Genomic DNA, 20,843 nt, shown 5'->3' with positions numbered 1-20,843 from the left:
CAGCACCGCCGTCCTCGCAGCGATCGCCTCGTTCTTCGTCTTCGTCTTGCTTGGCATACATGCTCCTGGTCGTCATGCTATGCCTCGCACACAAAATTACTGACAGGCTCCCCAGAAGATGTACTTGGATTACCACCGCAGCAACATCTATCTCGGCTAGGGTTTGCGCATCCTGCGTTGAGACGCCGCTACCCTTCGCAGCAAGCAACACCCAGCGAAGGAGACCCCCATGCTCAAGCTCTACGGCTTCTCCAAAGTCAACGCCGGCGCCCGCGGCCACACCCGCGACCTGCGTGTGCTGTGGGCCCTCGAAGAGATGCAGATCCCGTTCGAGATCGCCGGCATGGACCATCCCGCGCACGACCTGAACACCGAGGCCTATCGCCGGCTCAGCCCGTTCGAGCAGATCCCGTCGATCGACGATGACGGCTTGCTGCTGTCCGAATCCGCCGCCATCGTCGTCCACTTGGCGAAGAAGTCCGGCCGCCTGATGCCCGCCGACCGCGCCGGCGAGGCGCAGGTGATGCGTTGGTGCTTTGCCGCGATGAACTCGGTCGAGATGCCGCTGCTCAGCCTGATGGTGCTCGACTGGTCTGCCGATGGCAGCTGCGGCAAGCACCGCCAGTTCCTCGTCGGCTGGGCGCACCGGATGCTGGGCAACCTGGAGCGCTGGCTCGCCAACCGCGAGTTCGTCGCGACCGACAGCTTCACCGTCGCCGACATCCTGATGGCGCACGTGCTCTCGTCGGGCATCAAGGACGCGTCATTGATCGCGCCGTATCCGAAGCTGGCGTCATACCGCGATCGATGCCTGGCCCGCCCCGCGTGGCAGCGGACCATCGAGTCGTACCGCGCGCGCGTCGAGCCAGCCTAGCGCCGGGTCACTCCAGCGCGAAAGCCCACCCCACCTCAGACACCTTGCCGGCGAGGACGGCGAACACCAATCGATCGTGCTGCCCGCGCCACTGGTAGACCCACAGCTGAGTGCCGCTGGCCACTGAGCGCTCGCCGTCCGCCCGCGCCTCCATCAGCCTCACCACCCCGTCGCACTCCGCCGACGGACACGCCACCCGCGCATCCGGCTCTCCCATCCGCTCCCGCACCCGCTCCACCGGCGTCCCCGCTGCTGACAATCCAGCAGCCAGGCATTGCATCAGCCGGTGCTTGCGCCCCTGCCAGCGGTCCACATCCGCTGTCCAGGTTCCACCATCAAAGTGCCCGCGCACTGTTCGCAATGCAGCAAATTCGCGGCTCCATTGCGCGGCATCGCCTTCACATGCACGCGAATTACCGCAACACGCGGCAATTGCCAACACCCAATAAATAACCCTGTTCATCTTGTTACCCCCATCGCCGCGCAAGGGGAAGTCCCCCAGAATCATTCGGCGCTCCGATGGGTCGATCCCCGTTCGAGAGCGCGAGCCGATCCAGCCCACGCAGCTGGGCTGGTACCGTAAACCACAAGGGAGCGTTCCATGACCAACGTACGTCCGCAATCGCGGGCGGCACTTGCCGCGTTGTTCCTTGCAGTTTCCGCAGTACCGTCAGCCTTCTCGCAGTCCCAGCAGTCCCAGCAGTCCCAGCAGTCCACACCGTCGACCTCCGCCACACGCCTGCCCGGCCAGGTGGCCACCCCTCAAGACCCCGCCTCCGAAATGCGCCTGCTGCGACAGCAGGAAAAGCAGCGCACCAACATCTACAAGGCCTTCTACCCCGACGCAGCCATGCTGCGCAAGGCCGCCGTCACCTTCCACGCCAACCTGCTCGAATCCAACTACGAACAGGGCTTCCTCGTGCTCGAACTCGAAGCGGCCGACATCGCCGCGCTGCGCAGCTTCGGCTTCCGCATCGAGAACGCCCCCGAGTTCATCCAGCGCCGCAACGACTTCCTGGCCGCCATCCAGGCCGCCGCCGACGCCAGGAGCCGCACCACCGGCGCCGGCACCGATGGCGCCACCGGCATCACCGGCGCCGCCGCCGGCGACGCCACCATCCAGTCCATCCCCGGCTACAGCTGCTACGAAACGGTCGAAGAAACCTTCACCGCCGCATCGGCCTTCACCACCACCTATCCGACGCTCGCGAGCTGGATCGACATCGGCGACTCCTGGCAGAAGACCGTCGGCTCCGGCGGCTACGACATGCGGGTGCTGAAGATCACCAACAGCGCGATCGGCGGCACCAAGCCCAAGCTGTTCGTCAACAGCGCCATCCACGCCCGCGAATACACCACCGCGCCGCTGAACCTGGAGTTCGCGCGCTGGCTGCTCAACGGCTACGGCACCAACCCCGACGCCACCTGGATCGTCGACCACCACGAGGTGCACCTGCTGCTGCAGACCAACCCCGACGGCCGCAAGAAGGCCGAAGGCGGGCTCTCGTGGCGCAAGAACACCAACACCGCCTACTGCGGCGCCACCAGCAACACCCGCGGCGCCGACCTGAACCGCAACTTCACGTTCGGCTGGAACAGCACCGGCGGCTCGGGCTCCAGCGGCAGCCAGTGCGACCTCACCTACCGTGGCCCGACGGCCGGCTCCGAGCCCGAGACGCAGGCGGTGCAGAACTACATCCGCAGCATCTTCCCGGACCGCCGCGGCCCGAACCCGGGTGACGGCGCGCCGGTCGACACGATGGGCATCCACATCGACGTGCACAGCTACAGCCAGCTGGTGCTGTGGCCGTGGGGCACCACGTCGACGCCGACGGCCAACGCCACCGCGCTGCAGACGCTGGGCCGCCGCCTCGCGTACTTCAATGGCTACACGCCGGAGCAGTCGATCGGCCTCTACGCCACCGACGGCACCAGCGACGGCCCGAGCTATGGCGAGCTCGGCGTGGCGGCCTACACGATCGAACTGGGCTCCAGCTTCTTCGAGAGCTGCACCACCTACAACAACACGACGAAGCCGGCGAACCTGCCGGCGCTGATCTACGCCGCCAAGGTGGTGCGCGCGCCGTACCAGATCCCTGCGGGGGCAGACGTGACCACGGTGACGCTCGGCAGCGACGCGAGCGGCGGCGGCGTGCTCGCCGGCACGCCGGTGTCGCTGACGGCATCGGCCACCGACACCCGCTTCAACCAGAGCAACGGCACCGAGCCCACGCTCAACGTGACCGCCGGCGAGGCCTACATCGACACCCCGCCGTGGGTGGCCGGTGCCACGGCCATTCCGCTGGCGGCCACCGACGGCAGCTTCAACCAGACCACCGAGTCGTTGAGCGGCACGCTGGCCACCGCCGGCCTGTCGCTGGGCAAGCACCTGGTGTTCGTGCGCGCCAAGGTGTCGTCGGGCCAATGGGGGCCGGTGACGGCGCAGTTCCTGAAGATCGCGAGCGTGGTCACGCCGCCCAACAACGAGACCGAGCCGAACGACAACATCGGCACCGCCAACACGGTGGCTGCGGTCGGCACATGGAACGGCGCGATGGGTTCGTCGACCGACGGTGACTACTTCCTGGTGAACCTGCCGGCCGGCAAGACGCTGACCGCCACGCTGACGCCCAACGCAACGAGTGACTACGACCTCTACATCTACAACTCGTCCGGCACCCAGCTGGCCGCGAGCGAGAAGAGCGTGGGCGTCGTCGATGCGGCCAGCGTCAGCAACACCGGCACCGCCGCGTCGGCACGCTACGTGCGCGTGAAGTTCTACAGCGGCGGCACCGGGGCCACGAGCGGAAAGTACACGCTGGGCTTCAACTGGTAAGAGCCGCTCGGCCAGCGACGTGAGGGCCAGGGTCCGCCGCTACATCGGCGGACCCGCTTCATTCCTCCGCCCCGTTCCATGGCCTTCTCCGACTGGCTCGCCTTCCTCTTCGTCTCGTTGTTCGTCACCTTCACGCCCGGTCCGGCCGTGCTGCTGGCGGTCTCCAACTCGATCGGTGTCGGGCCGGCCCGCGCGATGATCAGCTCGCTCGGCAATGCGGTCGGGTTGCTGCTGGTGTCCACCGCCGCCACCGCCGGGCTCGGCGTGGTGCTGCAGACCTCGGGCTCACCGTGGCGCTGACCAACCCGAAGGCGATCCTCTTCTTCACCGCGCTGTTCCCGCAGTTCATGAAGGCCGGCGCCGGCGCTGCGCAGCAGTTCGTCGTGCTCACCGTCACCTTCGCGGGCTGCGCGGTCTTCGCGCATGCGGTCTACGTGCTGCTCGCGCGCAGCGTCAAAGGCCAGCTCGCCGCCCCGCGCCGCGCCCGGTGGTTGAACCGCGTGTTCGGCGGTAGCTTCGTGCTGCTCGGTGTGAGTCTTCTGGGCCTGCGCAGCAAGGCCGCCTGATCGCACAAGTCCCGACGGCAGATTCCTACAGGCGCGCCGCGCGTGCTCCGATGGTGTGCGGCCTCTTGCAATGGACCAATGAGGGTCACGCCGCCGGCATGTCGCAGGCGGCAGCGCAGTGAAGGAGACCCTCATGAGCAATCCCGTCATCTCTTCCGACAAGGTCGAAGGCACCACCGTCTACGCGAGCAACGGCGACAAGCTCGGCTCGATCGATGACCTGATCATCGACAAGCGCTCCGGCCAGGTGCGCTACGCAGCGCTGGAGTTCGGCGGCTTCCTCGGCGTCGGCACCGACCGCTACCCGGTGCCGTGGGCCATGTTGAAGTACGACACCAACCTCGACGGCTATGTCGTGCCGCTGTCGGAAAGGCAGCTCGAAGGCGCGCCGCGCTATGCCGAGAACGACGAGCCGTCGTATGACGACACTTACGGCCGCAAGGTGTACGACTACTACGGCGTGGGCTGGTAAGCGGCCCTCTCCAGTCTCACCGAGGGCACGGCCCCTTGCCGTGCCCTCGGCGTTTCAGAAGCGGTCGAAGAACGACTTGATCTCCGTCGCGGCGAACCCCGGCGGCCAGTGCCCGCCGTTGCTGTACCCGCACCAAGCCACCGGCTTGTTGTCGGTGCAGCCCTGGTAGATCACGCAGCCATTGGCGCCGATCGCGGCGGTGGTCGGCGTGCAGCTGTTCTTGGCGACGTACTTGTCTCGCGCCTCTTCGCCGAACTGATAGCCGACGACGGCATCTTCCTTGGCATGCAACAGGATCGCCGCGGTCTTGTTCGAGGACGTGGCGCAACCGCTCCAGACGGATCCCGACATCGGTGCCACGGCGCGGAACACGTCGCCCATCTGGCAACCGATCGCGTTCGACATCATTCCGCCAAAGCTGAACCCGGTCGCGAACGTGCGGCTGGTGTCGGTGCAAAGCCCCTGCTTCAGCTGGGTGACCATCGCGCCGATGAAGCGGATGTCGCGGTCATTCGGATTGGCCCAGCCGGCGTCCAGGCCGGCCGGCGCGACGAAGATCGCGCTCTCGCCGTACAGCTCCTTCAAGCCATAGAAGGGCTTGCCGCTGGCCCAGCTGTTGCCGTTGTAGACATCCGTCGCACTGCCGTCGCGCCAGTGGAGTCCGACGATCAACGGATAGGCCTTGTCGCTCTTGTAGCCCGACGGAAGGCGAACCCAGAACTCGCGCGTCACGCCATCTGAAGACAGCGTGTACTTGCCGCTCGCAAACTGGGCGGCCTTGCCGCACCCGGCGCTGAAGTTCGAAGGTGCGGGTGCCGGTGCCGGTGCCGGTGCTGGTGCAGGTGCAGGTGCAGGTGCGGGTGCGGGTGCGGGTGCGGGTGCGGGTGCGGGTGCGGGCGCTGGCGCTGGTGCTGGTGCTGGTGCTGGTGCTGGTGCTGGTGCTGGTGCTGGCGCTGGTGCTGGTGCTGGTGCTGGTGCAGGCGCTGGTGCTGGTGCTGGTGCTGGTGCAGGCGCAGGCGCAGGCGCAGGTGCCGGTACGGGCGCTGGAGCAGGCGCAGCAGATGGTGGCGCCGGCGCGTCCGAGTCGTCGCCGCTGCCGCAAGCGGAGAGAACCAGCGCAAACAGCAATGTGCTGACCGCTTTGGCGTGTGTGAGGTGTCGGCGCGTCGTGCTCATCGTGAAACTCCTGTGCGTCAAACAACGGTGCACCGGTCATCCGATGTGCTCTCTCGCCATTTGCGGCGCCATTGTGCGAGGCGGAGCTTCAGGAGAATTGACGACCCATTGACGATTGATGGGTCGTGGCATGGGTTGTTGCAACAGGATGCAAGCCACTCGCTTTTGCCAGCGTGAGCCGGCGGCACAGCGTTTCAACTCACTGAGTGGGCAGTCGGCATGCCGCCACGCGGTTGACCTTGATCTGCGAGCCGCCGCTGCCGTAGGCCCAGACGACATCGCCGTTGGGGGCCGTGACCATGTCCTGGAATGAGTCGATCGAGAGGCCGGATGCGACCGGCCCTTCGACGATCTTTCCATCTGTCGCCTGGGCCACCGCCAACATCAGCGCGCCGCCAGACTTCCACCCGAGCAGCAGCCGGTCGCTGCCGAGGGCCGCCATGTACGGGCGGAAGGGGTAGCCGGTGTCGAGGCCGGTGGCGGCGCCGATGCCGATCTGCTGGACCGGTGCGGTGCCGCGGTTCGGCAGCTTGGCGAGTTGCAGGGACAGGCCGCCATTGGCCGCGGGCTGGATGAAGTTCATCCAGAAGCCGTCGCTTGCGCCGACCAGGCCACCCAGCGCGCGCTGCGTCGGGTCGGTGGCGGCCAGCCACTGCAGCGAGTCTGCCGCGGCGGTCAGCGTGGACAGGCGGGCGTGCTGCATCGCGTTCGGGTAGGCATCGCCGTGGCAGGTCGCGCCCCATTGGCTGCCGTTGTAGGCGGTGCGCACCGACCAGCTGTGGCTGCAGCCCCAGTCCCAGCCGCCCGCGACCGCCTTGCCGTTGGCATCGACGAACTTCAGCGTGTCGCCGGCATGGATGTCGACCTCGCCCGCCACGCCAGGGCGGGCGGTGGACATCGCCGAGCGGTAGTAGATGCCGATGGTGGCGCCGTCGGTGGCGAGCCGCGCGGTGTGGCCGTACCACCAGATGAACTGCGCGCCGACGCTGTCGACGTTGCCCTTCTTCGTCAGCGTGGTGCGCGACAGCGACGTGCCATCGGCGCTGAGGCGCACCAGCTCCATCTTGCCGCAGACATTCTTGTCGGGTGTGCTGCTGCCGCGGCAGTACTTGGGCGAGTAGATGTCGGGATCGTCGGCGACGACCGCCAGTGCCGCGCCACCGGGTGTCGAGAGCATGGCGTGCACCTCCAGGCCGGGCACGCCGGGCAGCGCGCGGTCGAGGGCATCCGCGGCCGTCAGCGAGGCCATGCGGATGGACGCTGCGCCCTTGTCGGTCCAGGCCAGCCACGCGCTGCCATCGCTGCGCGGCGCGATCACTGCGGGGGTGTACTCGTCGTTGGCAGCCGCGTTGCCGCCCACCGTCACAGCGCTTGCGCGCAGCCGCTGCGCCAACGGATCGCACGCCGCGGGAGCCGGAGCAGGAGCGGGTGCAGGTGCAGGTGCAGGTGCAGGTGCAGGTGCAGGTGCAGGTGCAGGTGCAGGTGCAGGTGCAGGTGCAGGTGCAGGTGCAGGTGCAGGTGACGGTGACGGTGACGGTGACGGTGCGTTGGCCACTGGCGCGGCGGTGCCCGAGTCATCGCCGCTTCCGCAAGCAGAGAGAACCAGCGCGCACAGCAATGCGCTGGCCGTGTTGGCGGAGGTGAGGGGGCCGCGTGTCATGCCGTCATTGTGCGAGCCGACAATTCAGCAGAATTGACGGCCCATTGACGATTGGCTTCGCATCGCGAGCGTTGTTGCAACAGGATGCAGCCGAGCCTCTCGGCGCTATCGACGACGACGTCAGCCCTTCGCCAACACCACGTGCTGCGCCTTCGGCGTCCCCACATGCTCGGTGCACCGGAAGCCTTGCGCCGTCAGGTCGATGCCGGCGAGCAGCTGTTCGCCGCGCCCCAGCAGCGTCGGCGAGATTGCCAGGTGCATCTCGTCAATCAACCCGGCCTGCAGGTACTGACGAATCGTCGACACGCCTCCGCCGACGCGCACGTCCTTGCCTTGCGCCGCGTCGCGAGCCCGCTCCAGCGCCTCTTGGATGCCGCCGGTGACGAAGTGAAAGGTCGTGCCGCCTTTCATCTCGAGCGGCGCGCGCGCATGGTGCGTCAGCACGAACACCGGCACGTGGTACGGCGGGTTGTCGCCCCACCAGCCCTTCCACTGATCATCGGGCCACGGGCCGCGCACCGGGCCGAACATGTTGCGGCCGAGGATCCACGCGCCCATGTTGTCGAAGCTGCGCTTCGCGAAGCCGTCGTCGACGTTGGTCTCGCCGCCGGGCTGGCCGAGCATCGCCTGGAAGGTCGTGGTGCCGAAGAACCATTCGTGCAGCGTCTCGCCGCCGATACCGAGCGGGTTCTGCAAGCTCTGGTCGGGGCCGGCACCGAAGCCGTCGAGAGATATCGAGAAGGCAGCTACCTTGAGTCTGGACATGGGGGTCTCCTGAAAGCGGTTGTCCTTATACGACGAACCACTGCGATCAAGATCGACACCCCCCTTCTCAAAGCCCGGCTGCGGTGAGCGCCTCGCCGAACTCCGCCGGCGCCTGGAACCCCACCACCCGCGTGCCCGCCTTCTCGCGGCCCGTGCCGTCGAAGAACACGATGCCCGGCGGTCCGAACAGGCCGAAGCGCTTCAGCAGCGCCTTGTCGTCGGCGCTGTTCGCCGTCACGTCCACCTGCAGCAGCAGCGCGTTGTTCATGCGTGCCTGCACCGGCGGCTTGTTGAAGGTCAGGTGCTCCATCTCCTTGCACGAGACGCACCAGTCGGCATAGAAGTCCAGCATCGCCGTCTTGCCGCCCGCGCTGCCCAGCGCAGCATCGAGCTCGGCCACGTTGCGCACGCGCTTGAAGGCGGGGCCTTCGACCGCTGCCTGCGCCGCGCCGGCGCGTGCACCGCCGCCGCTGAAACCCGCCAGCGGCTGCAGCAGGTCGCCACCGCCCGACAACGCCCCCGCCACCTGCGCCACGCCGACCAGGCCCAGCACCAGCGCCACGCCGCGCAGCAGGCGGTGCTTGCCCGAAGGCTGCGCGCCGCGCCCGTCGAACAGCCACGCCGCGCCGACCAGCAGCCCGGCGCCGACGATGCCCATCACCACCGCTGACGGCAGCACCGGCGACACGATCCACAGCGCGACGCCGAGCAGCAGCACGCCGAACAGGTGCTTCACGCCTTCCATCCACGCACCGGTGCGCGGCAGCAGCGAGCCGGCCGACACACCCACCAGCAGCAGCGGCACGCTCATGCCAGCGGCCAGGCTGAACAGCGCGAGCCCGCCGATCAGCACGTCGCGCGACTGGCTGATGAAGACCAGCGCGCCAGCCAGCGGCGCCGCGACGCAAGGCCCGACGATCAGCGCCGACAGCCCGCCCATCGCGAACACGCCCACGTGCTGCCCGCCGCGCAGCTTGCCCGCGCCGGCGTTCAGCTTCTCCTGGATCGCGCCCGGCATCTGCAGCTCGTACACGCCGAACATCGACAGCGACAGCAGCGCCAGCAGCAGCGCAAACGCACCGAGCACCCACGCGTTCTGCAGCGCGGCGGCCAGCCCTTCGCCGGCCAGCCCGGCCGCGACGCCGAGCGCGGTGTAGACCATCGCCATGCCGAGCGAGTACGCGAGCGCCAGCCCGAAGCCGCGCGCACGCGACACCGGGCCGCTGGTGCCGACGATGATCGACGACAGGATCGGCACCATCGGCAGCACGCAAGGCGTGAACGACAGCAGCAGGCCGGCGACCAGGAACACGCCGGCGACCGTCAGCAGGCTGCCCGAACGCAGCGCCGATTCGACACGGCCGCTGGCCGATTCGGCCGCCGCGGGAGCGGCCGGGGTCGGCGCAGCGGGTGCGGCCACCACGGCGGCCGCGGTCGCCGTCGGTTCCGGCAGACCCTCCGGCAGCCACGACACCTGCTGCAGCACGCCATCCTTCACCCGTGCCGAGAGGCCGGCGTTCTGCGGCGGGTAGCACAGCCCCTTGTCGGCACACCCCTGGTAGCTGATCGCGACCGCGAAGTCGCCGCTCGCGCTGCGCACCGGCAGCGCCACCGTCACCGCACCGCGCAGCGTCTCGACGTACTTGCCGAAGCCTTCGTCGTACTCCTGCGGGCCGTGCGGCAGCACCGGCTCGGCCAGCGTCGCGGACCCGACCGGCGCCCCGACCGTGATCCGGTCGCGGTACAGGTGGTAGCCCGGTGCCACGTCCAGGCGCACCTCGATGGTCTTCGCATCGCGCAACTGCACGCTGCTGCGGAAGGCCTGCGCAGGGTCGAGGAACTCGTCCGCCGCGAAGGCCGGCGCGGCCAGCAGCGCCAGCGCGGAAACCGCCCAACGCCACGTCGTCATGATCCGCACCCGATGCGGCTGGTGTGCAGCGCGACGTCGTCGAGCCACACGGTGTTGCCGTTGCCGCCATAGGCTTCCCAGCCCAGCTTCAGGTCGGTGACCTGCGGCTTCCACGAAGGCCGGCTCGCGAGCCAGGCCTGGTCGATGTCGGCGGTCTGCATCGAGTCCAGCTGCAGTGCGGCCACCGACGTGCCGTTGACCCAGGTCTGCAGCGTGCCCATCGCCGAGTTCAGCCCGAACTCGATGCACGTCCAGGTGGCGGCCGGCAGCTTCGCGCTCAGCGAGATGCCGGTCGGGCTCAGCGACGGCAGCGTCGCGTCGTCCTTCGAGCGGTTCCACATCAGGATGCCGCTCTGGCCGCCCATGCGCAGGTCCTGCATGCTGCCGTCCACCGATTCGATCGCGTCGTGCATCGACATGAAAGTCACGTGCGGATCGCCCAGCGCGGTCGCGAGCCGGATGTAGAAGCGGCCGTAGACCACCGGCCCCATCGTCGCGACCTTGTTGTTGATGATGAAGGCGTGGCCGCAGTAGCTGCTGCCCGGGTCGATGCGCACCGATTGCTTGCCGCCGTGCGAGACGGCGCTGTCGATGGTCGCCTTGCCGCTGTTGTCGAAGCAGTTCGGGCCGCCCACGCTCCACAGCGCCGGGTTCGGCACCGCGCCGGCGGTGGTCGACTCGAAGTCGTCGCACAGCGCCAGGTCGGTGCAGGCCAGCGTGGCGGGGGCCGGTGCCGGTGCAGGTGCGGGCGCAGGCGCAGGCGCAGGCGCAGGCGCAGGGGAGGGCGCAGGGGAGGGCGCAGGTGCCGGAGCGGGCGTCGGTGCCGGCGCCGGGGCAGGTGCCGGCGTGGGAGCAGGCGCTGGCGCAGGCGTGGGGGCCGGCGCTGGTGCAGGTGCCGGTGCCGGTGCGGGCGCAGGGGAAGGCGCCGGCGCCGGTGACGGAGAAGGCGCGGGCGCGGGGGCCGGTGACGGTGCAGGCGCCGGTGAAGGCGCCGGAGCCGGGGACGGCGCGGGCGAGGGAGACGGCGCTGGCGTGCCAGTCACCGGCCCGAGCGCCGAACCGTTGTCGTTGCCGCCGCTCCATTTCGTGTCGTCGGTCCCACCACCGCAACCGCTCAGCAGCACCGCCGACACCGCGATGAACAACGGGCCCAGGCCCGCGCCGGATCTCATGGCTTCACCGTCAGCTTGCCGACGCCGGCTTGCGCCAGCACCGAGGCCTTCACCGACGCCGCCGGCAGCAGTGCGCTGCGGCTGTACGGCACCGTCCAGCCCACGTCGCTCGCGAAGCTGCACTGCGACATGTTCAGCGCCGCGCCGTTCAGCAGCGAGCCGGCTTCGGTGATCGCGCCGGTCTTGCTCGACGAACCCGGGTTCTTCATCACGCTCGCGCAGCTGTTGGCGCCCTGGATCTCGAACACGTTGTTCTCCGAGATGATCTTCGCCAGGTAGGCCACGCCGATGCTGTAGCCGTACGGGTAGGCGGCGTTGGCTGTGCTGCCCTGGTACAGGTTGTTGTAGACGTGCACCTTGCCGAAGCGAACGCGCGGTGCGCGCTCGGTGATGTTGGTGAACAGGTTGTTGTGGAAGGTCACCGTCAGGTGGCCGTTGTCGGTGGTCTTGCTGTCCGACGAGCCGATCAGGTTGTTCTTGTCGTGCTGGTCGAAGACGTTGTTCGAGATCGTCACGTAGTCCGAACCGTTCTTCACGTCCAGCGAGCCGTCATGGCATTGCTTGCGCTTGCCGTTGACGACCGGCAGCAGGTCGTCGGTGACCGGGGTGTCGGTGAACTTGTTGTGGTCGATCCAGACGTGGGTCGAGTCGTCCACCGTGATGCCGTCGAACTCCGAATTCCAGTTGCCGCTGGAGCCGTCGTTCGGGTCCCACAGCGGCGACACGTCGCACGGGTCGACGATGGTCAGGTTGCGCACGATCACGTTGTCGACGCCGTTGATCTTGATGTTGGCGTTGACGAAGCCGGCGGTCGCGCCGACGCCGATCAGCGTCGTGTTGCTGCCGAGCTTCAGCTCGCCGCGATTGGCCTGGTCCGAGGTGCTCTTGAACGCACCGCCGTTGTCGGCAGCGGCCATGTCGATGCGACCGGTCACCTTGATGATCTTCGCGGTGTCGCCGCCCGCCTTGATCGCGGCCAGCAGTTCGGTCGCGGTATCGACCTTGTAGATCGCCGCCGCTGCTGCGGTCGAGCCGCCGCGCGTGCCGCCGGCCTGGCTGGCCCAGCCGGTGGACGGAGCGACCTCGGTGCTGGCATCGGCCGACGGCGCGGGGGCCGGAGCCGGGGCAGGCGCGGGAGCCGGCGCAGGGGCGGGAGCAGGCGTCGGAGCCGGTGCGGGGGCAGGCGCCGGGGCAGGCGAAGGTGCCGGCGCCGGTGCAGGCGCAGCAGCCGCGCCGACCGCGCACTTCTTTGCCTTGCCCGGGTACGGGTCCGAGCCGAAGGTCGCGGTGGTGCAGGCGATGTTGCCCGACAGCGTCTTCGTGACGAACTTGTCCTTGATGCCGAACGAGACCGAGCGCTTGGTCGTGCCGATCCTGCAGGTCTCGCCTTCATCGGCGCACTTCGAGTAGCCGGACGGCCAGTCCTTCGCGAAGGCGGGCGAGGCGACGCTGGCGAACAGCGCAGCGACGGCCAGGGCCGCGGCGCGGGGGCGGTGGAATTGATTCATTGGAGTGGTTCCAGGAGGAATGTCGAAGCAGGTGCGTTGGATGTCACTTGATCGCCGGGCTGGCGTTGCGCAGCAGCATCAGGAACTGGTCGTGGAACCACTGGCCGGCATGCGGCGCGCCGCTCAGCGCGTCGACGTTGCCCGAGCCGCACATCGCGTCGAAGCGCTTGCCTTCGGCATTCGGCGTGTTGGCCGTGCTGTCGCTGGTGCCGTCGGAAGCGCCGGGCGGCTTCACGAACACGAACGCGTCGAGGTGGGGGCGCGCCGCATCCGGGTTGGCGCGCGGGCGCTCGCCGATGCCGGTGTCCTTCACGTTGCACCAGTTGCCCCGCGCGGTGCGGCGGTCGATGCGCATGTCGTCGACGTCGGCGGCCGGGCCGGTGGGCCGTTTCGCGCTGCCCCAGCCGTTGCGCGAGGTGTCGATGATGAACGACAGCGTGTCCGGGAAGCCGGCCGCGACGAACTCGCTGCGCAGCTTGTCGGTGTAGCTGAGCTCGTCGATCATCCGGTTCCACTCGTAGAACTCGGTGGTGCCGCCCGACTTCACGTTGTTGTCGGTGCCGTCGAAGTACGGCTCGTCCAGCGGTGTGTAGTTTGCGGTGTTGCTCGCGAAGCCGCGGATGATGCCGAGGTTGCCGCTAGTCGTCGCGCCCTTCACCAGGGTCTTGAAGCCGTCGATCGCCTTCGCGCGGTTGTTGTCCCAGCCGAGCCAGCCGGAGTGCGCGATGTCGAGGTACATGTACACGTTCTTCAGCGTCGACAGCTTGTTCAGCGTGTACTGGATGCCCTGCACGTACACGCCCTTGCTGTTCACCGAATCGCACACCGTCTTGCCGATGCCGACGTTGGTCAGCATGTTCGGGAACGAGTCGGGCTCGATCACCGTGACGATGCGCAGGCCGGCATAGGCCGGGCGCGCGAGGATCTCGGCGATGCGGTCGATGTACAGGGTCTTGTACTTCGTCATGCCGTCGTTGGCCGAGCTCAGCTCGCCGTTCGACGCCAGCGCCGCGCAGTCGCGGTCGGGCAGGTCGTACACGACGAGCTGGATTGCCATCGGCTTCAGCGTGCTGCCGCTCAGCGCCTTCTGCTGCGCGACGGCTGCATCGAGGTGGTCGACCAGGCCCATGGCACCGCCTGTGCTCTTGGCGCCATCGATCGCGGCGATGCGGTCCAGCCACACGGCGGTCGGGAACTTGGCGGCGGCCTTCACCAGCGCGGTGTCGGTGGCCGATGCGGTCACGCGGGTCAGCGATTGCGCGACCTGCGTACCGTAGTCGGGGTCGACGTACAACAGCGCATCGGCGAACGGATTGCCGGTGGTGATCAGGCCGGTCGCGGGGGCCGGCGCTGGTGCGGGCGCAGGAGCCGGCGAAGGCGCAGGAGCGGGTGACGGCGCAGGCGCGGGTGACGGCGCAGGCGCGGGTGACGGCGCCGGGGCGGGCGACGGCGCGGGAGCCGGGGACGGAGCCGGAGCCGGAGAAGGCGTCGGCGCAGGGGCGGGGGCAGGCGACGGAGTCGGTGCAGGCGCCGGTGCGGGCGAAGGAGAGGGCGCGGGCGCCGGGGAGGGCGACGGTGACGGCGCCGGAGAAGGCGACGGAGAAGGGGCCGGTGCCGGCGACGGCGCGGGCGAAGGCGACGGCGCCGGGTTGTCGTTGCTGTCGTTGCCACCGCAGGCGGCGAGAACGAGCGAGAACAGCAGGCTCACACCGGCGCGTCCGCGCTGGCGTTTTTGGTTCTTCATGGGGATTCCCTCGATGTGTTGAAAGCGGATGCAGAGGTCACTGCAGGTACGGCTTCAGCACGGCCATCTGCGGCTTGTCGGTGCTGCCTGCGGGTTCGATCGAATACATGTAGCTGCCCCACCAGGGGCCGGCGGCCCACCAGACCCAGCCGGCCCAGACGTCGGTGTTGGACTTCAGGTGGTCGAGCGCGCCGGCCACCGCCTGGTCGCAGGTGGCGTTCGACGCGGCGCCCACCTCGCCGAGCACGGCGCGGTAGCCGTTGCTGCGCGCCCAGGTGGTGAAGGCCTGCAGGCGCTCGGCGCCGATGGTGGCGCTCGGGCAATTCGGGCTGGTGCCGGACGAATCGCCGTCGAGGTACTGGTGCACCTCGAACACCATGTTCTTGCCCGGGTCGACGATGCCCTTCATCACGGTGCCGTTCGCGGTGCCGTACCAGTTCTCGAGCCAGCTGTGCGCGCCGGTCCAGGCGTTGCCCGGCACGGTGACGACGTTGGTCGCGCCGGTGTTGCGGATCGCGGCCAGCGCGGCGTTGGCGGCGGCCAGCCACTGCTCGGTCGCGATGTCGTGCGGTTCGTTCATCAGCCCGAACGCGACGTTCGGGTTGCCCTTGAACTGCGTCGCCAGGCGCGACCAGAAATCGGCGAACGCGGCGTTCGGCACCTGCGCCGAGCCGACCAGGTTGCCGCGGTAGCGCGCGTAGTTGTGCGGATCGATCAGCACCGTGACGCCGGTCGCGGTGACCTGCTGCACGAACGTGGTCAGGCGCGACAGCTCGGTCGCGTCGAAGGCCTGGTTCAGCGACGGCTGCAGCCGCTCCCACAGGAAGGGCAGGCGCACCGCGTTCATGCCCTTGGCCTTGAAGTAGCTGACGCTGGCGGCGGTCGGGTAGACGTAGTCGGTGTTGTAGGTGCCGGGCAGGTTGCCGGGCGCGAACTCGGCGCTGGCCAGGCTGACGGCGCGCCAGGACAGCGTGGCGGCCGAAGGGGCCGGGGCCGGGGCGGGTGCCGGCGCGGGAGCAGGAGCAGGAGCCGGCGAAGGAGCCGGTGCCGGCGCGGGCGCGGGCGCCGGAGCAGGTGCAGGAGCAGGTGCAGGTGCAGGTGCAGGTGCAGGTGCAGGTGCAGGTGCAGGCGCAGGGGCGGGAGCGGGAGCGGGCGCCGGTGCCGGTGAAGGCGTCGGCGCGGGGGCAGGAGCAGGTGCCGGCGAAGGCGAAGGAGCCGGCGCAGGAGCGGGCGACGGCGACGGTGCAGGAGCGGGTGCCGGAGCAGGCGTCCCCCCACCCACTGGCGACGGTGCGGGCGCGTCGTCATTGCCGCCGCCGCATGCGGCCAGCACCAGCAAGGCGCTGAGCGCGATGCGGCGGGAACGGAAGAGGGTGTCGTTCATGGACAGGGTCTCGTGGCAATCAAGAAGGAAGCGGCGCATCGCCACGCCCGTTCGCCCTGAGCAGGGACTGAGCTTGTCGAAGGCCCGTGTCGAAGGGTCGTGGCCGGAGCACGCGGGCCTTCGACAAGCTCAGTCCGAACGGGGGCATGCCCCCGCTCATCCCGAGTTCGCCGAAGGACAGGCCCAGTGCGAACGGTGTGTGCGCAAACGCCTGACCCAGCCCGCTCCGACCCTTCGACAGGCTCAGGGTGAACGGGGTTTCTGGGCGGACGCCGCGTGCATTCATGCTGGTGACACTCAGAAGCGGGTCGCGAGACCCCATTGCACGATCGTCGCGTCGAAGGTGTCGATGCCGGGCGAGCCCTTGCCGCCGAGGCGCCAGTCCGAGCGCTGCTGGTAGCGCTCGAGCTTCAGGTCGGTGGTCCAGTTGCCCCAATGCAGTTCCAGCTTCAGCCCGAGCGTGATGCCGCCGAAGGCCGACAGCCGCTGGTCGGCCGACGAGAACGCCGGCGTGCCGACCGGCCCCGGGTACACCGCGGTGTCCTGCACCGGGTCGTAGTAGAACGACGCGGCGTTCTGCGTGTAGTAGCGGAACGACGGCGTCACCGAGAACAGGTCCGACACCGGCTGCACCCACGCCGTCTCCAGCGTGTTCGCGCGGATCCCGAAGGTGTCGCTGTAGTAGCGGTAGCTCGCGCGCAGCGTGCCCGACACCGATTCGAAATGGTGGTTCCAGCGCAGCATGCCGATGCTGGCGTCGCGCTCGCGCGGTCGGTGGTCGTACAGCTTGTACGGGTCGTCGAAATAGCCGCGGCCCACCGAGTAGGTCAGGCTCAGCTGCGCGATGTCGCGCGGCGACAGCGCCTGCGTCACGCCCAGCGTCAGCTCCGACGTGGTCTTGCGTTCGTCGACCACGATGCCGTTGACCGGATCGATGCGGTCGCGCGTGCCGGCGATGCCGAGGTTGAAGGTGGTGTTGTTGTCGGCGGTCGCGATGCGGCCTTCGAGCGACAGCGCGCTCGACTTGTAGTCGTTCTCGCTCGAGTGCGCGGTGCCGAGCGCGAGCGCGCCGCGCTCGAAGTAGCGCGTCACCTTCAGGTCGCCGGCCTTGCGCTTGTCTTCCATGCCCGGCGAGCGCGACGCGCCCGACACGTCGCTGTAGTAGCGCGGCGTCGCGCCCGACACGTCGTCGATCACGCCCGAGCCTTCGACCGACCAGCGGCCGATCGGCGCCAGCACGTACAGCGACGGCGCCTTCACGGTGATGCGGTTCATCCGGCTGCCTTCGCTGCCGTCGTAGTACGGGTAGCGGACGTTGACGGCCTGGCTGTCCTTGTACTGCAGGTACTTGAACGCGATCAGCCCGTGCTCCGGCGGGTCTTCGGCGCGAGCGGCGCCCGCGAGCAGCACGCCCGGCAGCGCCAGCGCGGCGGCGACGAGGTTGCCGGAAAGCTTAGTTGCAGCCACAACCGCCTCCACCGACGCCCGAGCCGCCCGAGGCCGCTTCCTTGCTGTTCAGGATGTGCACGTCGAAGCGCCCTTCGAGCGCGTCGCCGCCGAGGGTCATTTCCGGTTTCGCGAGCAGGCCCTTCTCCCACGGTTGCGGCGGTTGCAGCGCGGAGCAGCCGCCGAGCCCGGCGGCGAGCGCGAGCACGAGGGCGGTGGCGAGAGTCGTCTTCATGGTCATCGGCCGATCACTTCAGGGCCGCGACGATCGCGTCTTCGAGCGCCTTGCGCTCTTCGTCGCGGAAGCCGGAATGCATCTGCACCACCTTGCCGTCGGCACCGATCAGCACCGAGGTCGGCATGCCCTTGATGCCGTAGCGCTTCGGCGTGTCGCCCTGCGCATCGAAGGCCAGCACGAAGGTCGCGGGCACCTCGGCCAGGAACTTGTCGGCGTCGGCGCGCTTCGCGTCGAGGTTGATGCCGACGATCTGCAGCCCCTTCGCGCCGTACTTCGCCTGCATCTCGTTCATCCACGGGAACGACTGCTTGCACGGGCCGCACCACGAGGCCCAGAAGTCGAGGTACACCACCTTGCCCTTCAGGGCACCCAGGTTCACCGCGCCGCGCGAGCCGTTCAGCTGGAATTCCGGCGCCGCGGTGCCGGCGTCGATGGCGGCCGCGGGCAGTGCGGCGAAGAGGCTGGCGCACAGGGCCAGCGTGAGGGCGGACAAGCGGTTCATCAGGGCAGTTCCTTCGAGACAGGGATCAGGGAAGCGGAGTCCGCGGGCGCAGAGCGGCGGCGCAGCTGCAGCGCCGCGATGGCTAGCAGCAGCAGCGCGAGCCAGCGGGCGTCGAGCGCGCCGGCGCCTTCGTTGGTCGACGGCGTCTCGGCCTGCGCCGACAGCGGCACCTCGGTGGTCTGGCCGGCGGCCGAGGTCACCTTCAGCGTGCCGTGCATCGCGCCGCCGGTGCCGGGCGCGAACACCACCGTCACGGTGCACGACTTGCCGGCCGCCAGCGTCCACGGCACGCCCGGGCAGGCGTCCGCGGCCGAGCCGGACGAGACGATGAAGCCGGCGCTCGTCGTGACGGACGAGATGGTCGCGGTCGTCGCCGAGCTGTTGGCGATGCGCACCGTCAGCGGCTCGCTGCGGTCGCCGGTGCGGATCGCGATCGACCGGTAGTCGAGCGCGGTCGGCGTGACGGCGAGCGTGCCGGTGGCCGGGGTGCCTCCTCCGGTGTCCGGCGGCGTCGTGCCGCCGCCGCCGCCGGGCGGCGTGGTGCCGCCACCACCGCCCGGGTCGGGGGTCGTGCCGCCACCGCCGCCGGTCGAGCCCGCCACGCCGCTGCCGCTCAGCGCGACCTCCGGCGGGTTGCTGCCGCTGGAGGCGACCAGCAGCACCGCGCTGCGCACGCCGGCCACGTCGGGCACGAAGCTGACGATCACCGTGCAGCTCGCGTTCGCCGCCAGCGTCACGCCGCCCAGGCAGGTGCCGCCGCCGACCGAGAAGTTCTCGGCCTGCGCGCCCGAGGTGCCGATCGACGACACCGTCACCGGGCCCGGCCCGTTGTTGACCAGCGTCAGCGGCGCGCCGGTCGCCGTCTTGCCGACCTCGGTCGACGCGAACTGCAGCGTGTTGGTGTTGCCCGACCAGGCCAGCACCGGCAGCACCGCCGTCGTGCCCAGGCCGGTCAGCACCACGCTGTTCGGCGAGCTGAACGCGTTCGACGTGATCGTCACCGTCTCTGCCGCGTTGTCTGCGACCGGTGCGTAGGTCACCGTCAGCTTGCAGCCGGCGCCGGGCACGAGGCTGGTCGCGCAGTCGTGCGTCGCCTTGAACTCGGTCGAGCTGCTGACGATGCTGGCGATCTGCAGCGCCGCGCTGCCGGTGTTGGTCAGCGTGACCGAGCGTGGGATCGACGTGGTGCCCATCGACACCTGGCCGAAGCCGATCGCCGGTTGCGACAGCGTCAGCTCCGGCGACGCGATCGCGATGCCGACCCCGCCGACCGACAGCGAGGCCGTGCCGCCGGGTGCGTTGCTGGCGATGTCGACGCTGGCCGAGCGCGGGCCGAGCGCGCTCGGTTTCAGCGCCACCGTCACCGTGCAGGTCGCGGCCGGTGCCACCGTCGCGGCGGCACAGGTGCCGCCGAGCACGATGTCGGCGGCGTTGGTGCCGCTCGCGCTGACCTTGCTGATCTTCAGGTCGGCCTGGCCGTTGTTCGTGACGGTCGCGGTGCGCGCGGCACCGGTCGTCGCGAGGCCTTGCGCGCCCAGGTCCAGCACGATCGCGTCCAGCGCCAGCCCCGGCTGGGCGTTCGCGGTGCCGGTGCCGCTCAGCGTCACCGTCGAGCCGCTGCTGCTTGCGCTGTGGCCGATCACCAGGCTCGCGGCGCGCGCGCCGGTGGCGGTCGGCTTGAAGCTGATGTCGATGAAGCAGTTGCTGCCCGCGGCGACGCTGCCGGCGGCCTTGCAGGTCGAGCTCGAGGCGATCGTGAACTCCGACGCCTGCGCGCCGCTCACCGTCAGCGTGTTGACCGTCAGCGCCGCGGTGCCGCTGTTGCCCAGCGTCACGCGCAGCGGGTCGCTGGCCGCGCCCACCGTCTGCGAGAACGTCAGCGTGGTCGGCGACAGCGTCACCGCCGGCGAGTTGTCGGCCCCGGTGCCCGACAGCGACGCGGTGCTGCTGCCGGTGGCGCCGTTGTGGCCCACCGTCAGCGTGGCCGAGCGCGTGCCGGCCAGCGTCGGCTTGAAGGTCACGGTGACCGAGCAGGCGGTGCCGGCGGCGAGCGAGGTGCCCACCGCGCAGGTGCCGCCGCTCACGGCGAAGTCGCTGCCGGTGGTCAGCGCAATGCTCTTCAGCACCAGCGCCGCACCCGCTCCCACCGAGTTGTTGACCGAGAAGGTCTGCGCCGCGCTGGTGGTGCCGAGCGACTGGCTGGTGAAGCTGAGGCTGCCCGGGCTGATCGACGGCGCCGGTTCCGACGTGGTCGGCAGGTAGCTCGGCGTGCGGCCGAGCTGCTGGCCGATGTAGGCCGCCAGGTCGTTCAGCTGCGCATCGGTGAGCTTGCCCGACAGGAAGCTCATCTGCGTGTTCTTCGGGATGATGCCCTTGATGTTGGACGCGCTCGTGCCGTTGGCGATGCGGTTCAGCGGGTTCGCCGGGATCGAGCCGTGGCAGGCGCCGTTGTTGCAGCTCTGCTTGCCGGCGACCAGCGTGGTCGTGAACAGCATCTGGCCGTTGGTGGCGCTCTGCGCGAGCGCCGGGCCGGCCGCGGCCAGGCCCAGCACCGCGGCAGCGAGGAGGTGGAAGAAGGTGCGCTTCATCGC

Annotated in this window: 20 protein-coding genes; 7 read left to right on the top strand and 13 right to left on the bottom strand. The window is 69.4% G+C overall.

Features of this window, described 5'->3' with window-relative positions:
- The first annotated feature begins 229 nt into the window (after positions 1-229).
- Positions 230-874, top strand: coding sequence for a glutathione S-transferase family protein (locus tag ASC98_RS20465; protein ID WP_056812299.1), 645 nt, complete (start codon positions 230-232; stop codon positions 872-874).
- 7 nt (positions 875-881) lie between these two features.
- On the opposite strand, the gene ASC98_RS30680 is transcribed toward ASC98_RS20465, so the two are convergent.
- A complete protein-coding gene (locus ASC98_RS30680; RefSeq protein WP_157598029.1) occupies positions 882-1,382 on the bottom strand; it encodes a hypothetical protein in 501 nt (166 codons plus the stop codon).
- Positions 1,383-1,655: 273 nt separating this feature from the next.
- On the opposite strand from ASC98_RS30680, the gene ASC98_RS20455 reads away from it, so the two are divergent.
- From ASC98_RS20455 to ASC98_RS20445, 4 genes are all read left to right on the top strand, one after another.
- A complete protein-coding gene (locus tag ASC98_RS20455; RefSeq protein ID WP_056812293.1) occupies positions 1,656-3,710 on the top strand; it encodes a M14 family metallopeptidase in 2,055 nt (684 codons plus the stop codon).
- A gap of 78 nt (positions 3,711-3,788) precedes the next feature.
- Positions 3,789-4,010, top strand: a complete 222-nt coding sequence (locus ASC98_RS32400; protein WP_369820459.1) for a hypothetical protein — start codon at positions 3,789-3,791, stop codon at positions 4,008-4,010.
- Positions 4,001-4,276: a LysE family translocator gene (locus ASC98_RS32395; RefSeq protein WP_369820460.1), complete on the top strand. Its 276-nt coding sequence runs from the start codon at positions 4,001-4,003 to the stop codon at positions 4,274-4,276. The genes ASC98_RS32400 and ASC98_RS32395 overlap by 10 nt, the downstream gene beginning before the upstream one ends.
- A 133-nt stretch (positions 4,277-4,409) precedes the next feature.
- Positions 4,410-4,748, top strand: a complete 339-nt coding sequence (locus tag ASC98_RS20445; protein WP_056812291.1) for a PRC-barrel domain-containing protein — start codon at positions 4,410-4,412, stop codon at positions 4,746-4,748.
- 54 nt (positions 4,749-4,802) lie between these two features.
- Here ASC98_RS20445 and ASC98_RS20440 read toward each other — a convergent pair whose 3' ends face one another.
- Positions 4,803-5,480: a PHB depolymerase family esterase gene (locus tag ASC98_RS20440; protein WP_056812288.1), complete on the bottom strand. Its 678-nt coding sequence runs from the start codon at positions 5,478-5,480 to the stop codon at positions 4,803-4,805.
- A 74-nt stretch (positions 5,481-5,554) separates the two neighbouring features.
- Here ASC98_RS20440 and ASC98_RS20435 point away from each other — a divergent pair, with 74 nt between their 5' ends.
- On the top strand, positions 5,555-5,884 hold the full coding sequence (locus ASC98_RS20435; RefSeq protein ID WP_056820414.1) for a hypothetical protein: 330 nt from the start codon (positions 5,555-5,557) through the stop codon (positions 5,882-5,884).
- A gap of 239 nt (positions 5,885-6,123) precedes the next feature.
- Here ASC98_RS20435 and ASC98_RS20430 read toward each other — a convergent pair whose 3' ends face one another.
- Positions 6,124-7,284, bottom strand: a complete 1,161-nt coding sequence (locus tag ASC98_RS20430) for a hypothetical protein (RefSeq protein ID WP_235581339.1) — start codon at positions 7,282-7,284, stop codon at positions 6,124-6,126.
- 11 nt (positions 7,285-7,295) lie between these two features.
- Between ASC98_RS20430 and ASC98_RS20425 the strand changes: the two genes are divergently transcribed.
- Positions 7,296-7,568, top strand: a complete 273-nt coding sequence (locus tag ASC98_RS20425) for a hypothetical protein (RefSeq protein ID WP_157604835.1) — start codon at positions 7,296-7,298, stop codon at positions 7,566-7,568.
- 136 nt (positions 7,569-7,704) lie between these two features.
- Here ASC98_RS20425 and ASC98_RS20420 read toward each other — a convergent pair whose 3' ends face one another.
- The 10 genes from ASC98_RS20420 to ASC98_RS20370 form a co-directional block, all read right to left on the bottom strand.
- Entirely contained in the window at positions 7,705-8,349 is a 645-nt protein-coding gene (locus ASC98_RS20420) for a dihydrofolate reductase family protein (RefSeq protein ID WP_056812276.1), read from the bottom strand.
- 67 nt (positions 8,350-8,416) lie between these two features.
- The gene (dsbD, locus tag ASC98_RS20415) at positions 8,417-10,258 is read right to left on the bottom strand and encodes a protein-disulfide reductase DsbD (RefSeq protein ID WP_056812273.1); all 1,842 of its coding nucleotides are present in this window, start codon (positions 10,256-10,258) and stop codon (positions 8,417-8,419) included.
- Positions 10,255-11,430 (bottom strand): hypothetical protein, encoded by a 1,176-nt coding sequence (locus ASC98_RS31350; protein WP_200953052.1) that lies wholly within the window; start codon positions 11,428-11,430, stop codon positions 10,255-10,257. Before ASC98_RS31350 ends, dsbD begins: the two co-directional genes overlap by 4 nt.
- A complete protein-coding gene (locus tag ASC98_RS20405; protein ID WP_082542033.1) occupies positions 11,427-12,938 on the bottom strand; it encodes a polysaccharide lyase family 1 protein in 1,512 nt (503 codons plus the stop codon). The genes ASC98_RS31350 and ASC98_RS20405 overlap by 4 nt, the downstream gene beginning before the upstream one ends.
- 43 nt (positions 12,939-12,981) lie before the next feature.
- Complete coding sequence (locus ASC98_RS20400; RefSeq protein ID WP_082542034.1) at positions 12,982-14,682, bottom strand: glycoside hydrolase family 6 protein; 1,701 nt, start codon at positions 14,680-14,682, stop codon at positions 12,982-12,984.
- A gap of 37 nt (positions 14,683-14,719) precedes the next feature.
- Positions 14,720-16,066: a glycoside hydrolase family 5 protein gene (locus ASC98_RS20395; RefSeq protein WP_235581338.1), complete on the bottom strand. Its 1,347-nt coding sequence runs from the start codon at positions 16,064-16,066 to the stop codon at positions 14,720-14,722.
- A 297-nt stretch (positions 16,067-16,363) separates the two neighbouring features.
- Entirely contained in the window at positions 16,364-17,533 is a 1,170-nt protein-coding gene (locus ASC98_RS20385; RefSeq protein ID WP_082542035.1) for a DUF3570 domain-containing protein, read from the bottom strand.
- Positions 17,520-17,753: a DUF4266 domain-containing protein gene (locus ASC98_RS20380; RefSeq protein ID WP_056812254.1), complete on the bottom strand. Its 234-nt coding sequence runs from the start codon at positions 17,751-17,753 to the stop codon at positions 17,520-17,522. The genes ASC98_RS20385 and ASC98_RS20380 overlap by 14 nt, the downstream gene beginning before the upstream one ends.
- A gap of 7 nt (positions 17,754-17,760) precedes the next feature.
- Positions 17,761-18,252: a TlpA disulfide reductase family protein gene (locus ASC98_RS20375; protein WP_056812251.1), complete on the bottom strand. Its 492-nt coding sequence runs from the start codon at positions 18,250-18,252 to the stop codon at positions 17,761-17,763.
- Positions 18,252-20,840 (bottom strand): choice-of-anchor D domain-containing protein, encoded by a 2,589-nt coding sequence (locus ASC98_RS20370; protein WP_056812248.1) that lies wholly within the window; start codon positions 20,838-20,840, stop codon positions 18,252-18,254. Before ASC98_RS20370 ends, ASC98_RS20375 begins: the two co-directional genes overlap by 1 nt.
- Positions 20,841-20,843: the final 3 nt, after the last annotated feature.

Source organism: Rhizobacter sp. Root1238, from assembly GCF_001425825.1.
Taxonomy (GTDB): domain Bacteria; phylum Pseudomonadota; class Gammaproteobacteria; order Burkholderiales; family Burkholderiaceae_C; genus Rhizobacter.
Note: the sequence above shows the minus strand (reverse complement) of the source record. Positions and strands in the feature narration are given on the sequence as shown.